This window comes from Pseudomonas sp. RL_5y_Pfl2_73 (genome assembly GCF_963970515.1).
Taxonomy (GTDB): domain Bacteria; phylum Pseudomonadota; class Gammaproteobacteria; order Pseudomonadales; family Pseudomonadaceae; genus Aquipseudomonas.
This window is the reverse complement of record NZ_CAXAPD010000008.1, coordinates 218,990-233,403: the sequence shown is the minus strand read 5'-3', so window position 1 is coordinate 233,403 and position 14,414 is coordinate 218,990. Positions and strand designations below refer to the sequence as shown.

The 14,414-nt window shown below is 58.2% G+C and carries 7 protein-coding genes and 4 pseudogenes; 2 read left to right on the top strand and 9 right to left on the bottom strand.

What is annotated here, in order from left to right:
- Together AACY42_RS10785 and AACY42_RS10780 are read left to right on the top strand one after the other, a co-directional pair.
- A pseudogene (locus AACY42_RS10785) lies at nucleotides 1–1,283 on the top strand (Reverse transcriptase); the annotation flags it as partial.
- A 140-nt stretch (nucleotides 1,284–1,423) separates the two neighbouring features.
- A complete protein-coding gene (locus AACY42_RS10780; RefSeq protein WP_339479188.1) occupies nucleotides 1,424–3,538 on the top strand; it encodes a hypothetical protein in 2,115 nt (704 codons plus the stop codon).
- Between the two features lie 66 nt (nucleotides 3,539–3,604).
- On the opposite strand, the pseudogene AACY42_RS10775 reads toward AACY42_RS10780, so the two are convergent.
- The 9 genes and pseudogenes from AACY42_RS10775 to AACY42_RS10735 form a co-directional block, all read right to left on the bottom strand.
- Nucleotides 3,605–3,808 (bottom strand): annotated as a pseudogene (locus AACY42_RS10775) (IS5/IS1182 family transposase); the annotation flags it as partial.
- A 311-nt stretch (nucleotides 3,809–4,119) separates the two neighbouring features.
- Nucleotides 4,120–4,395 carry a hypothetical protein gene (locus tag AACY42_RS10770; protein WP_169876946.1) on the bottom strand — a complete coding sequence of 92 codons (276 nt, stop codon included), beginning with the start codon at nucleotides 4,393–4,395 and terminating at the stop codon, nucleotides 4,120–4,122.
- Nucleotides 4,392–5,372: an integrase domain-containing protein gene (locus tag AACY42_RS10765; RefSeq protein WP_339479187.1), complete on the bottom strand. Its 981-nt coding sequence runs from the start codon at nucleotides 5,370–5,372 to the stop codon at nucleotides 4,392–4,394. The genes AACY42_RS10770 and AACY42_RS10765 overlap by 4 nt, the downstream gene beginning before the upstream one ends.
- Nucleotides 5,350–5,708: pseudogene (locus tag AACY42_RS10760) on the bottom strand (hypothetical protein). Before AACY42_RS10760 ends, AACY42_RS10765 begins: the two are co-directional and overlap by 23 nt.
- A pseudogene (locus AACY42_RS10755) lies at nucleotides 5,692–7,085 on the bottom strand (YfjI family protein). Before AACY42_RS10755 ends, AACY42_RS10760 begins: the two co-directional pseudogenes overlap by 17 nt.
- A gap of 1,385 nt (nucleotides 7,086–8,470) precedes the next feature.
- Nucleotides 8,471–9,457 (bottom strand): ComEC/Rec2 family competence protein, encoded by a 987-nt coding sequence (locus AACY42_RS10750; protein ID WP_339479186.1) that lies wholly within the window; start codon nucleotides 9,455–9,457, stop codon nucleotides 8,471–8,473.
- Between the two features lie 75 nt (nucleotides 9,458–9,532).
- On the bottom strand, nucleotides 9,533–12,058 hold the full coding sequence (locus AACY42_RS10745) for a hypothetical protein (RefSeq protein ID WP_339479184.1): 2,526 nt from the start codon (nucleotides 12,056–12,058) through the stop codon (nucleotides 9,533–9,535).
- Nucleotides 12,059–12,419: 361 nt separating this feature from the next.
- Complete coding sequence (locus AACY42_RS10740; protein ID WP_256573472.1) at nucleotides 12,420–12,551, bottom strand: hypothetical protein; 132 nt, start codon at nucleotides 12,549–12,551, stop codon at nucleotides 12,420–12,422.
- Between the two features lie 544 nt (nucleotides 12,552–13,095).
- The gene (locus AACY42_RS10735; RefSeq protein WP_339479182.1) at nucleotides 13,096–14,352 is read right to left on the bottom strand and encodes an integrase domain-containing protein; all 1,257 of its coding nucleotides are present in this window, start codon (nucleotides 14,350–14,352) and stop codon (nucleotides 13,096–13,098) included.
- Nucleotides 14,353–14,414 lie beyond the last annotated feature (62 nt).

Sequence of the window (14,414 nt, the reverse complement as noted above, 5' to 3'; positions counted from 1 at the left end):
ACAACTCCTTGCGGGTCTGCTTGCGCTTGCCGGCGTACTCGGCATCGGCGAAGGTCATCTGTTTCATCATTGAAAAGCTCGGCGACTGGTGTCCGGTAATTTTGCCAAATCAGGAAGTCTTTTTCAGCGTTTCCTTAGAGAAACTGCTGCCTGATGAGATGACCGACGGCATCGCCACGCTGGCGAATTGGCTCAGGTTTAAACGCGGCACCCCGGCTGGACTAACCTTCGCCACTCGCCCATTCAGCCTCAATGAGCTCTACCTCATAGCGCCCACCCCTTTTGCCGCCACCAGCCGCCAAACGCTGGGGCTGGTGGTGCAGGCACTACGAGGCTTTGAGCTGACTGAGCACAAGATGCCGCACCTCGACAAAAAGCAGGTTTTGCATATCCCCGACGGAGAACCCAAAGCCAAGCAGACTATCGCTGTAGCCAGCTTGGAAACCAAAGATGAAAGCTTTACCGCCGCCATCATGGGGTTGCCCGACCCGGACGGCCTGCACCGTTACCAACGGATCAATCGCCTGATCAACGAACTGATCTCTCGCCCTGACGGCGCTGGTTACTTGATCCTCCCGGAAGTGGCGCTACCACCCCAATGGTTTATGCGTATTGCCGATAAGCTCAAGGGCCGTGGCATATCTTTGATCACCGGAGTGGAGTACCTCCACGCGCCGAAAAAACATGTACGCCACCAGGTTTGGGCGTCGCTGACCCACGATGGTCTTGGATTCCCTTCGCTGATGCTCTACCGCCAAGATAAACAGCGCCCAGCATTCCATGAGGAGCAAGAACTCTTTCGCCTGGCCGGCCTGCAGATGCAGCCCACCCAAGAGCAGCAGTGGCAAAAGCCCCCGGTCATCCAGCATGGTGACTTCCGCTTTGCCATCATGATCTGCAGCGAGTTGACGAATATCCGCTACCGCGCTGACCTACGCGGCCAAGTCGATGCGCTGTTTGTTCCAGAGTGGAACAGCGATACCGACACATTCAATGCGCTGGTGGAGTCTGCAGCGCTGGATATTCACGCCTACATCATCCAATGCAACAACCGCCGATTCGGTGATAGCCGTATCCGTGCACCCTACAAGGACCGCTGGAAACGCGACATATTGCGCGTCAAGGGTGGCAACCACGACTACTGCATTACAGGTGAAATCGATGTATTGAGCCTGCGCCAGTTCCAGTCTAGCCACCGCTCGCCGGCATCAGGTTTCAAGCCGGTACCAGATGGTTTTAACGAGGATATGGCAGCGGATCGGAAAGTATTGCCCAAGGCATAAATCAGAAAATGAGTAGGTATAGAGAGCAACGCTTTGCACTGCTGGTGGCACGATAGATTTGTCGAGTCTCATCAGTTCAACGCACTACATTCGCCGGCACTCGGATAGTCGGCCCCAGCCGCAGGGAAAGGGAGAACGCCTTGAGCGTGAAGATTAGCTTCGACGATGAATTGGCAGTTGCCAGCATACTGTTGGCCGATTGGGCTCCGGTGCTGGTCGAGTATCTGGGACGATACTTTGACGTCCGCGAGGGCACGCTTCGGCTGGACTACGCCCACCTGCCCGACGAGTGCATTGTCGATGCATTCGATTGGCTATCGAGTGTGCTATCTGTTCGTCAGCGCTTTGTGTACCACCTCGAGAGCGTCGCAAAGGAGGGGCCGATTGCAATGGTCCTCACATTGCTCGGGCACGAATCTACCGAGATCAAGGATTCATCGTCCATTCTGGACCAAGATACCTACCGGTCTGCGGTGGAGGACTTCAGGACGAATATACTTCAAGGCGACTTGCCGGCCTTACGCGAAACCATCCTGGCGGACATAGCTCCCTGTGCAATATGGATGAGTTGGCTGCTAGATGCCGACCGGGATCGTTTTCTGGACGATCGGGAGATCATGGCGGCGCTGGTGGCCAGCACGTCGGGGGACGATTGCATCCATGGCCTTGAACTAGTCGCCCCCCGTCCCGGCCAGAATAATTGGGCTTTCGAGCAACTGGTCGAGAAGCATTGGCAGCATGTACGCCACTACCTAGAGACCCATCTCGGCATCTCCGCGGGCAAAGTGCCTGATCTCGTTTTCTCGCTGTTTGCGATTTCGCCGACGGTCCAGGCGTCCCGGTGGGCCTGTGAGCAGGTTCTTAGTCGAGCCAATCCAACGGTCTTTCCTCGGCTGATCCAACATTGCAGCGTGATTGAGGCGGGCGATGTGCGCAGCCTGTTCCTGCGCTGGCACAGCCGTCCGAAGACAGAGAAGAAAGACGACTTCAGGGAATGCGTTGCCAAAGCCTGCTCGACGCTTGCTACCTTGTTGACCGATACCATGCCCTCGGACCTCGCGCTTGCTGCGATCTGGCACAAGTTCGTGGCCCCCGCGCGGCTCGTCCAGCAAAGCATTGCTGAAAGCCTCAGAGAATTACCATCCGGGGCGTGGGACCGAGAGGCTTTGTGGTACCAACTAGGCCCTGCAGCCCGCGAGGCCTGGCGGCAGGATCTTTTTGGCCAAGTAAAGGGAGAGCCGGAGTTAGCTCAGGGTCTGCTCTATTTCGCTTGCCTTTGGCTCGAGCAGACTGTGTTCGCCGAAGTAGAGCCGGTACTGCTGCGATTGTTGGATGACGAGGATAACCTGGCTTTTACGAACCGGTTCTCCGGCACAGGTCCAAGGCAGATGCAACTGAGGGCCAACGGGCTGGTGCGGTCCAGGCAAGGTGCACCGGACTTGGAGGGCGCAGTAGGCCAGGCCGACGACGCCACTGCGCTGCCCAGCGTCGGCGCCCAAACCTGGCTGGGCGACCCGTCCGTGGAGCGCGTCATCCATAGAGCGCTCAGCCAGATTGAGGAAAAGTTTTGTCGCGAGTATTCGGTGACCTGGGGTGAAGACGAGGAGGCCCATACAGCGCGCCTCCTGGCCCTGACGCAGGAGGCAGTTGGCAACGCGAGTCACCAGTTGCGCCAGCTATCGGCCACGACCCGGGCGACGTATCCGTGCCTCTCGGTGAAGGTACGCCAGCCCAGCAAGCGGGAGGAAGGTGCTCGCACGCCTGCCGGGGCTCCGCTGGGAGCGGATGTGCTATTCCTGACCCGTATCGTGGACGAGGGCAAAACGGTGATCGAGCGAGCTACCCTTGTGCAGGTGAAAAAGCGCAGCGGCACTGGATCGGGGAGGGGCTTCAGTTCGACGATAGGCGTCGACCTGCAGCAGTGCGAGGACATGCTCAAGCAGTCAGAGCATGCCTACTACCTGTTCGCGACGCCGGCCTCGCCGCGCCCGACGCTCTGGGTTGCCCCGGCCCGGCTCGTTAGGAACTTGACCCAGTTGCACACGAGCAAAGCCTCGGTCGTGGCGATTCAGGTGCGGGACGCTAGTTGCTCCTATGCGGATTTTTTCCTGCACGACCTAGTCGGCCTGTGGGCTGGCGACGAAGATGAGGGCGTCATCGCCATCGCCAACGGCGATCCCCGACGTGGGCGAACGCCTCGTCACATCGTCGACATCGAGGTTCGCCGCCAATCTGAGGTAGGCGATCTGCACTGAGCATCTGCTGAAGGAAGAACATATCGTTGCCCAAAGCGACCGTGTGGCCGGCTTCGGTTACGCAGTGATCTTCAACAGGTCGGCAGGATGGTAGGCGGGCCGGCCTGTTTCAGCCGGGACGACCCCCTCAAAACCCAGTTGGCCAAGGTCGAGTTCATCGACGAAAACATCGATCACCCGCACCGGGTTGGTGTCCGCCACATAGTCATCCAGGCTCTCGGGAAGCAGCGCGCTTTGGCCTCGGTGCTCTCGCTGGATAAAACGCTTCATTGGTGTCCCCTGCTAATTTCGAATCCATCAAATCATAGCGAGGTCGATGCCAGCGTTTTTACACAGCCTGGGCCGAAACTAGCCCTTCGAATCTCTGTTGCATAGGGTCAGACGAAAAGGGGACGGTTTTATTTATAGGGTAGATCGCCCGCTCTTGGCCGATTGTTGCCTGTCGCGAAAAGCCGAGATGGGCGGTTTTTTGCCATTGCTGCGGCAGTTATCGAGCAGCTTTATCCGCAGGCGAATATCCACGCTGAGATAGATGGAGGCGGGTAAGCGAGCCTGTAGGGTGTCTAGCCACGATCCGAGCGTTAGATCAGCCTTTCTCGGTCATGCCCTAATCGTTTCCAGATCAATAGGGTGGTGAGGCGATAGTAGTACCGGCTGGCGTCGGAATGGTCTTTCAGGTACTGAGTGAGAAACCAACGCACGTGCTTGAGCTGCCAGGTCCAGGGGTTATCGCGTTGCCATCGCTGTTGAATGGCCGCTTGCATGATTCGGGCTTGGCGTAGGTGGCGTTGCTGCGTGGCCGTCGAACCGGTCAGTACGCCGCTCAGGAACAGCGCCATATCAAAGGGCTTGGTCACTCCCGACCTCCTCTGTAGGCCGAAACCACATCGATCCGGTTATGCCCGAGCTCAAGGCTGATCTGTTGGCGCGCCTGTTGATCGAGGTCGCGGTCGATGCGATGGCAGTGGCCGCCATTGACGGGGGCTGCGTGGCCCGTGAGCTGCTCATAACGCTTGCAGGCGTAGGCCGCGCGCAGTTCATGGAAACCTTTAAGCCCCTGTTCATGCAGCGTTTCGCGGGCGGGTCGCACGGTCTGTTGCAGGAACGCGGCGTAGTTTTCGCCTCGGGCCAGCAGGTTGTGGCTGCCAGTCGGCGCCGCCTGACGAGCCGACCGCAGCGCCGTTTTCACTTCTTCATTGGCCGCGATCCAGCGCGGTGCCGAAGCCCCCGAACGGCCGCCTTTGGTGCCGTCCTGGATATTGATGCGGCCTAAGCGTTCGGCTTCGCGTTGCAAGCGGGGCAGGTCGGCCAGGATCGCTTCGCGCAGGCGCATGCCGGTGGCTCGGGTCAACAGGACAATCGCGGCCACCCGCTCGTGGTGCTGTTCGCCAAGCCGCTCAAGCACGCGCTGCAGCTGTTGACGATCCTGGCCATCCGGCGCATGGGTGCGCACGTTCGAACGCTGTAGTCCAAACGCCTGGCTCGGACTGGCAAGCCTCACCTGCTGATCACCGCGCAGCGCCGCGAGGGTGCGGTTGACGCTGCTCAGGCGGTTCTGCGCGGTGGCGATGCCGAGTTCACCTTGCTGGATCTGCTGGCGCAGGTACGCAGCGTAGGCTTGCAGCGTCTGCCGATCGATCTGGCGCGCATCGTTGTAACCGGGGCCGTCCTCTGACCGACACCAACGCACGAACGCTTGCCAGCGATCGCTATGCGCTTTGACCGTGGCGAAGTGGCCACCGGCAAACAGGTCCTTGAGCGCTTGCGGGCCGGCGTAGCTCAGATGGCGGCCGTAGCCGAAGTTGCGACCATCACGCCGACCGACCAAGGCCATCGTTATCACCGTTTTTGTTTGTTTGCAGAAAGAGCAGCAAGGCTTTCCAATGAGGTCTGAGCCTGTCCAGCTGCTGCCAGTGTGTCGGGCGGATCAGGAGGGAGTTCTCTTGGTGTTGCAGCAGTGCCCCTTCCTCCCGCAGTTGCTCAATCAGCAGGGCGAGGTTGGTAGGCTCCTGGGGTGGGGCGGCGACAGTGGCGACAGTGGCGACACCCGCGTCGTTTCTGGCCTGGGGCGTGGCGACAGGGTGGCGACGGAGGCGGCGACACGTCGCGATTCTGGTTGCGATTGATATTGCGCCTGGTAGCGGCGCACCGCGTCATTGAGGCGGAACATGGCGTACCTCGAAGGTTCTTCCATCGCGACTGCTCAGCCAGCGATGAGTGATCAGTACGACCAATAAAGAGGCGGTATGGTCAGCGCTCTTGCGGGCAAAACGAGGGCCGTTGCGATTGACGTCTCGGATGCTGAAGTGGGTCCAGCCTTTCTGCACCAGCCAGCGCAACAGCCGATCCGCCTCTTCGCGTCGGCTATTGACTGGCTCCTGTTCGGTCAGGCGCTGGATCTCGGCCAGGTAGTAATCCATCAACGTGGAGGCGCGCTGGATGTGTGCTTCATCCAACTGACTGGCCTCTTCAACCATGGCCAGCACGCCCGCGATGCGCAGCACATTCGCCGGGGCTTTGCCCGCGAAAGGCTGGACGCCGGCTAGCTCGCCGAACTCGCCAGACTGGCACTCGATGGTGTCGTGAATATCAATCCAGACACGACGGGCGCGGGGAGTCAGCTCCAGCGTTGCGGGATTGAGTGACCCATCCTTGTGAAGCGACCAGGGCTTTTGCAGCAGGGCCGTGATCCGATGTTGGTAGCGCTGGACTTTGGCATCCCGGCTCAGGTTGATCGCCTTGTAGAGCCGCTGGCCGGCCAGGCGCTCGGGCCAACTGATCAGGCAACGGCCCAGGATGCCTTGGCCATTGATCACCGGGTCTTTGAACAGCTGGTTGGCCAGGTAGGGCTGCAGCATCAGGTGCAGGCTGAGGCGGCGATCATAGGCACGCAGGCTTTCTCCGGCCAAGGAGCGGGCCCGGTCGATCGGGCTGCCATCCCACAGCATCGACAAGGTGGTGATTGCCTTGAGCAGATTCTCTTTGCTCATGGTACTGCTGCCCAAGAACTGGCCACCTTCATCATTGAACAAGCCCATGCTGGGCAGGCCATGGCACAGGCTTTTGACCAGGGCCTCAATGGTCGGCTCGGCAATGATCAGTCTCGGTGGCACCGGCTGGGATAGCCCACCGCCTTCCGCCTCCGCGTGTTTCTTTGAGGTTTTGGGTTTGGCCATGATATTGCTGGCTGCACGATAGGCTTTGAGCTTTTCCGCATACAGGGTCCACTGCTGTCGTTCCCAGTCGCGCGCCGCCTTCAGTGCCAGCTGATCCACCGCGCTTTTACGATCACCCGAGGACGCCACCGTCAGTAGGTAGAGGGACAGCGGATAGGTTCGACCGTCGAGTTGGACATTGGCATGGCCCTGACTCACCAGAGCAGCGCTGGCCAGCACCGATTGTGCAGCCATGGCGCAGGGCACGCCGATCACCTCGGCCAGTCGCTCGACCGCGGGGCCCAACAGACCCCGAGTGCTTCGACCGGATAGGGCGCCTGTTGGTATTCCAGCAATGGTTGTGGTGGCTCGAACGCTTCGCACAGTTGCATCGCTATTCTCCTGAGATTATCGACTTCGTCCTCACTCATCCCGCCACGGTTGTTGAGTGTTATCAGGGTTCAAGGCCCCTGCGACCTGTGAGGTTTGTCCACTTACGCGGGACTGACGGCTCCTTACGACCGGGAGCTTGGGCATCTCATGATCTGGCCTCCTGAGCACTTCCGAAGAAGTGGGCGGGTGGAGGCTGCACTGGCTGACGAGACCGGTGCCGCGAGATCCTGAGTCGGGTGAAGGCAATGAGGCGATGACCGGGGCGTGCCTGACTGTCAGTCAGGTGCAGTCCATTCCTTGGGCTGCGGCACCATCATCGGCATCGCTGTTGATGGTGACTTCGGTGTTTGTCACGCCGATTGTCACGAGGAGGGAAGCCGCAAAGGCCCGTGCGAGCAGGGCTGCAGCAGTGTGATATGCGCCCGTCTCTTTAGGGGGCAAAGAGACGGGCAACAGGTTGGCGCAAGAAATGGCCAAGCGAATAAATTGCTGCGGAGCAGCCAGGAGAAGGCCTGAGTTGCCGCAATGGGCAAAGCTGAGAAGTAGGCATCCATCACATCGCTGTGACCGTGCGAGCCGCCGGACACTAATCGCACTTGGGGTGAACCACCACGATGTGGCGTAGCCTCAAAGGTTCTAGCTACCTGGGTGCTATCGAGGACAGCGCTTGTACAGTTCTGGTTTAGCGCTCGTTCTGCTCGAGGTCAACCGTATTTTGGGGGCGGCTGTTGCGCCAATCGATAGCGCTGGAAGACCTTGGAGGCCGGTGGCTTTCCATGGCCGGGTGGTCGTTTGTCGGTTTTTAATGTGAACCTGCGTAATTGCATGGACTTGACCGTTTGCATTGTTACTGACTAGTCAATTGCAGTCGTGCGGATCAGCCGTTTTCATTCGACTTGATCAGCACACGCTGTGGTGACGACCAGCGGACAGCGGCCAGAAGCGGCCAGTTCAGCGGCTGGCGCACGACACTTCCACAGTACTGAAGAATGCAATGTCACGATCAGCCGCGCCAGCACTGGATCAGTTGGGAAAACCGCAGACGCGCTGTCTGCTCGGGCGTGCTCAGGCTGCGGGTGATGTTGCTTTAAACCCGATCAAAAGGCTCACGGATATCATCATTCTCAACCGAAAAGTTGAACCATGGACCCAGTAGATCTAATAGGGCAGGATCCCGCAGCCGAATCTATTGCCGAGAAGTTCCACCAGGCTGAGCAGATCGGTATTGGGGCGATTCCTGTGGTTCGGAGTGTCTGCGGTTTCTCTCTCACAAACCGTTCAGTCGGCCATGCCAGAACTGACAGGGAGTCGGCCATCCGGCGGTGTATGACCAAGCCCCGCCCTAGTGGGCTTGAAGAGTCAACGCTCTAACAGTGGGCCCAACCTAAAGCAGAACATCCACAAATCGGTCGCCGTATTCGGGATAACGAGCGCTATAGAAAGGCCAACCTTGAGGGCGTTGCTTCCATTTTCCAGACCACCCCGTGTTGTAGTTGAATATAATTTCTGGGCTCCGGCCATCTGCAACCAGACGTTCTATCAACCCATGGTCGGGGTGGCTGTGCGTTTTGCCGCTGGTGCTGATCAGAAAACGTTTGCACCCCATCAGCTTCAACAGGGGCATGTGAGTGTTTCCTTTACTGCCGTGATGAGACACTTTCAAAAGGTCGACGGTATCTACGCCCGGGCCATTCAGCTCAAGCCCTGCCTTCACCACCTCTGCAAATGCGTCCCCGGCGAGTAACGCACGCTTGTTATCAAAGGTTAGAAGCAAGGCAATGCTGCTTTGGTTTGGTATTGAGCGATCCGGCGTATACGAGTGGACGCGCGTGGCAGAAAACTCCTTCGGTGGCCATGTGTCGGCACGGCCGAGGGCATCCCCTGGTACCTGGTGTGGCTCGGCGGGCGGTACGGCCGGATTTTTCCAAACCCTGGCCAGTGCAGACAGCCCGCGCTGATCAGGCGAAAGCACTCGGATTTCGAGCCCGTCTGGCAGAAAGACTGGCTTCGAAGCCTGCAAGACGGCTCGACCCACGTTGTCGTCCCCGTTTTTTTGAAAATACTTGTTCCAAGGCAACCCAAGCTTGCGGATAAGGGCGGACAGCGCGTCAGCCTCCTTCGCACCCAAGGCGTCGGCGGCGCCCAGATGGTGGTAACCGTTGAACCAGACGTCTTCGATTTCCAGCCACGGTGGTAGCGCTTCGAGCAATTCAATTACGCCCTGAATATGGTCAAGATCATAATGAGTGACCACCAATGCCTCGAGCTTCAGCACTTCGTCCACCCGTGCGCGCTCAAGCACGGACAACAGCGTGGCGATCGATTGGGATGGACCGCCATCGACGAGCAGGTGGCGTGGACGCTCAGCCATGCCATAGCTCACTAACAGCGCGTCACCCTGTTGAACTTGAACTGCCCGTACTCGAAACATATCAGCCTCTATTGATCATGCGTTGCCGAGCACCACATCTGCGTCACCGAACGCCACTACCGCCAAGCCAAGGGCTAGCCCGTCGGCTAGGAGTTTTCTGCGGATATTGCTCATGATCGTGCCTACATAAGCCGAATTAGGTGCCTGGGCCGCATCGCGCAAGGTGGTCGCCAAGTCTCGTGCGACGCGGTTGGCGTGGCGGCCAAGCACGGTGGTCATTGCCGCTATCACCACACGAGCACCGTTTCTTTGAAGGATCGCCGGCAAGCTTCCGCCACGCGCGTCTCCTAAGCCGGTTGAACAACCAATGGCAATGACCACCTGGGCATCGCGGATATGCTTCTGATCGATAGCGCCCTGATTGAGGTCGGAGTTCGCCCCCACATACAGGACGTTATCTTCTAAGTGGATCAGTAGCAGCAACAGCGCAGGTGAGGGCGTGGAATCCTCGAGGCTGGCTTTCCAGGCCTTCCAGTCCGTAATGCTGTTGACCCCCAAAGCCGCCTCGATGCCTGCGATTCTTACTACCTCGTGGGGCAACACGTCTTCGTCTTCGAAATCGTCCGCCCTATTGCTGGCAGCGAATGCAATGCTCGACAAATCCTTGATCCGGTGCCGCTCGAGTTGCTGTTCGCCTGATGCCCCCCACACTTGCGCAGCCCGTCCTGTCTGCCAGGTATGGCGCTCGATTACCGCCGACACGCCCAAAAAACCCATGGGGCATAACGCGTCGCCAGATGCGCGGATGCTACAGTCGGCAATTGCTCGGCCCGCTTTCAAGCACCCTGCGCGTTCTGCACATAGCGGGGCCTGGGAAGAATCCGGCAACGTGCCCTCGAATAGGTATTCAATGGGAAAGAAAGCATCGCTCTGAGTGACCAACTGCACTCTGTCAAGCTTGCTCGGCCATTGGGGAATCACTTCCCGCAACCCATCCATTATGATCTTGCCGCGGTTGGCCAACCGGACCATCAAAGGTGCCAACGGCGCGTTCGGGTTGGCGACGGCTTCATCGAGCACGTTCAGCAACTGCTGCCTCGCTGTTGTCAGATCGTATTCTTTGAGCGCGACATGCATAGCGCTTCCATCCGCGGTAATGGCGGTCACGCTTGGCTGCTTCCCGAGGCTGTCATTCACCAGCAGTGCGACATCGAACCCTGCTTTTGCCCGGTCCAGCGGGGTAACAATAGTTTCAATAAAGAAGCGGATTGCCCCGCCCCGCTCCGCCTGAAGGCGGGCGGTTTGAAGAAGCTGTGCGCCGTCGCTGATGATAAAGCGCAGATCTATCTCATTAACGTCGGCGTTATGGTTGAAGGTTACAACTGAAGAATTCCCTGTTCTGGACAGCAGCAGCGTTTGACTCACCGGCTTCTGCCCCAGTTCGAACATGTGGACTTGAAGAAGCTTACTGTCTCCCTGCCACTCAATTCTGTCTTCGGGAAATGCCGGGATGGCTGCATGCAAAGGAGTTTTCGGCTCAATGCCCACGTTGATATCTACTTGGCCGCTTGTCGGCCATGCCTGTAACTGCTTGGCGCCTTGGACAACGGTGGCGGTCAAGACCCGCTCGGTAGGTGGCGCAGACCGCGAAATCACTTCAGGCGGAGTAGTTACTTCATAGTCCCTGAGATAAATACGATCGCCTGAATAGGTGATGGATTCGGTCTCGGTTTTGAAGCGAGTGTAGGATGCGTTGGCGCCTACAATGAATGACTGGGTAGAGGACAGAATCAGCGTCTCCAGGCCCAAACCTTTGTTAGCGAACTGCATAGCGTCCAACAAAGGCCATCCGTTCGAGACCCACAGTCCGACGACTTCTTGCAACCAAGCCGCTGCACGTTCCCCATCCGCCTGCACGTGAACGACACTTTGCGCGTATAGATCCCGGCGCAGCACACTTACATTGGCGAACGCATCCTTGGCGAGCTGACCGTAGATAACGATCAACTTCGCCGCCCTGATCTGCTGAACTGCCTCGACGGAACCGGCGATGGCAATGTCTACTACCTCGCCGTCGTCGCGCCACTCAACATCCTCAAGCGCTTTGATACCGAGGGCATCACGGCCAAGAGTAGGGCTGGTTATCACGCAGTGACCGCTCGACAATGCCGGACGCATAGGAAAACGCGGTCTCGCGTTAACCTCCCATTCTGGAATCACCCGCAATGGGCCAAGCAAGTCGGACAGTTCCAGAACGGAGGCGTGAACAGTGCCGCTTCCCCCTGGCCAACTCCACACGGATCTGGACACTTTGATGGTTACACGGCGCCCGCTTTTCAGTTTCTCAAAAGCTTGGGCCAGCGCCAGAGCCCTCAGCGGATCAACCCACTGATCGGCATCCAACAGACTGGCATCGCCGCCCCACGCAGCAGGCCTGTACTGAGGCACTGCGTCATCAAGACAGTCGAATGTCTTGGATTGGTCATGCCACCATGACCAATCCCTTGTCTCCAGAAGAATTCCCAATGCCGCACGGGCTGCCGGGCCGAGGTGTGCGTCCTCTTCGCCTAGCCATTGGATGTCCTTTTCCTGTTTGCTCATCTCGAAGTTCCTATTACTCGGCTATGCTACTGATACGCGGCAAGTGGAATCAGGTATATATCGATAGGCGCCCCAATTGGTGGCGTCGCCGCTGGCCGAGCAAGTTGCGCCCGTAATCAGTCTAAACATACCTGTTCCCCAACAGTGTCCTGTTCCATGGGCAGGTTGCTTGCCCCACCCATCATGAACCCCAAGCGCCATCAGAACCGCCCAACCTACAGACCCCATCTGGACCAGATATTATATTTATACACGACTGGTTGTGACGCTTCCCAAATGTCAAAAGCAAGTACTTAAGCGTTGATTCACGGCTCTCATGTTTATGAAAAAGCCCCGTCATGGAAGACGGGGCTTTGATTGGTCACTCACCTTTTTTGTGCTTATGCACATCTAAATCAGGATGTTTAGGCTTGTTCTCGGGGGTAACACGACGACGCTGGTCTTCTTTTCCGGTCGATTGAGCTATTGGTTTTGGTCCAGGTTTGAGGCCCATATGGCTATCTCCTTCAATTGGTATGTACATCTCTTGGCAAAACATCGACATGTAGATGGCCGCCCAGCACCCTAATCACGAACACGCTTGAAACTGTAGCTGATATCTTTATGCCAGCAAACTTCCTTCAGCCTTCACTCTTATGTCTCCTACCTGCGGACGGCCCGGCTGCTATGGTCTGTTGCAGGCCTTCAGTGCTTGGCTGACGTACTTGCGCTGAGTGGCACCCGCTGACACCCATCAACAGCAAGCGGCTGGTCAGCGCGAACGCAAACGACTGGTCAGTGGCAATGCAATTAGGTGGTCCAGTGAGACGCAATTACGTAGAGCCCATGCGAGTGGGAATGCGGAGCCTTCCCGCTCGCGTGGGCTTAGCCGAGAAAGCCCCAAGAGCGAAACTTGCAACGGCGACAGTCGCCACTTTTGTCGCCATGCTGCAGGCCGAGTACGACGCGGGTTGTCGCTGGTGTCGCCGCTGTCGCCAAATCAACTATCACTCTATCTGGGGAGTCATTTCCGGTTACCTGTGGCGTCCGGTGAGCGCTCACCGTATGGGCACGACGTTGTGGTCCCTGGTTTGATTGATCGCAGATGCCGACAGGTTGCCAGTGGCTGCTTTCTGGATGTGGTCACTCCACCAGGCCATCATCGGACGACGGCGTTCGATATAGTCAGCTCGGTTGTAGGCACTTCGGACTTCGTCCTTGTCGACATGCGCCAGCGCGACTTCGATCAGCTCCGGATCCCACCCATGCTCGTTCAGGATGGTGCTGGCCATGGAGCGCATGCCGTGGCTGACCAAGCGGTCCTGGAAGCCCATGCGTTTCAACGCCATGTTGGCGGTCTGGCTATTGGCGTGGGTGCGCGGGTTTCTATCTGCCGGGAACACGTATTCCCTGTGACCACTGTGGGGCTTGAGCGCCTCCAGTAACGCGAGTGCCTGTTCGGTCAGCGGGATGGTGTGCGAACGACGCTTTTTCATGCGCTCCGGCGGGATGGTCCAGATACGTTTGTCGAAGTCGATGTCTATCCATCGGGTGGTGGCCGCTTCGGCGGGGCGGGTCATGGTGTGCAGTTGCCATTCGATCAGGCAGCGGGTGATCCGCTTGATGCTGGCATTCGCGATTTCCAGCATGAGCTCCGGAAGTTCATCAGGTGCAAGCGCAGCCATTTTCTCTTTCTTCGGCTTCTTGAATACCGCCCGGATACCGCTGAGGGGGTTCGCGAAGATCATTCCTGAGTTGACCCCGTAGGTCATGATCTCGTTGAGCCGTTGGCTCAGTCGCTTCACTGTCTCGAGACTGCCTTTGGCCTCGATTGGACGAAGCAGTTCTATGACCATCGGTGCGGTAATTTTCGAGAGCGGCGTTGTTTTCAGGTCTGGAAATACGTGCAGCGTGAGCGATCGCCAAATGTCCTCGGCGTACGCTGGCGTGACGGAGTCCTTCTTCAGCTCGAACCAGGCGGTGGCCACGTTCTCGAACGTGTGTTCCGTCTCCGCTCGTTTGGCTTCGTCCTGTGCATTGCGTTGCACCTTGGGATCAATGCCTTGTGCAAGCAGCTCGCGCGCTTCCACCACTTTTTTCCTGGCGTTCGCTAGTGAGAGCTCTGGGTACGTGCCGAGCCCCATATTGATACGGTTCTTGGTTACCGGCTCGCGGTAGTTGAAGTTCCACAGCATCGAGCCGTTGCTCCTGACTCGGAGCTGGAGGCCGTCACCATCGCTGAGGACGTAATCCTTGTCTTTTGCCTTGACTGCCTTGAGCTGGCGGTCGGAGAGGCGAAGGGCTAGAGCAGGCATGAGAGCTACCTCTGACACCGTTTTGGTATTCCAAAAAATAGCACCGGATGGCTTGGAATACC

What these genes read in the sequence shown, in the direction of transcription:
- AACY42_RS10765 (WP_339479187.1), bottom strand. Translation starts at nt 5,372, where the DNA reads ATGGCCTTGGTCGGTCGGCGTGATGGTCGCAACTTCGGCTACGGCCGC.
- AACY42_RS10750 (WP_339479186.1), bottom strand. Translation starts at nt 9,457, where the DNA reads ATGGCTGAGCGTCCACGCCACCTGCTCGTCGATGGCGGTCCATCCCAA.
- AACY42_RS10745 (WP_339479184.1), bottom strand. Translation starts at nt 12,058, where the DNA reads ATGAGCAAACAGGAAAAGGACATCCAATGGCTAGGCGAAGAGGACGCA.
- AACY42_RS10740 (WP_256573472.1), bottom strand. Translation starts at nt 12,551, where the DNA reads ATGGGCCTCAAACCTGGACCAAAACCAATAGCTCAATCGACCGGAAAA.
- AACY42_RS10735 (WP_339479182.1), bottom strand. Translation starts at nt 14,352, where the DNA reads ATGCCTGCTCTAGCCCTTCGCCTCTCCGACCGCCAGCTCAAGGCAGTC.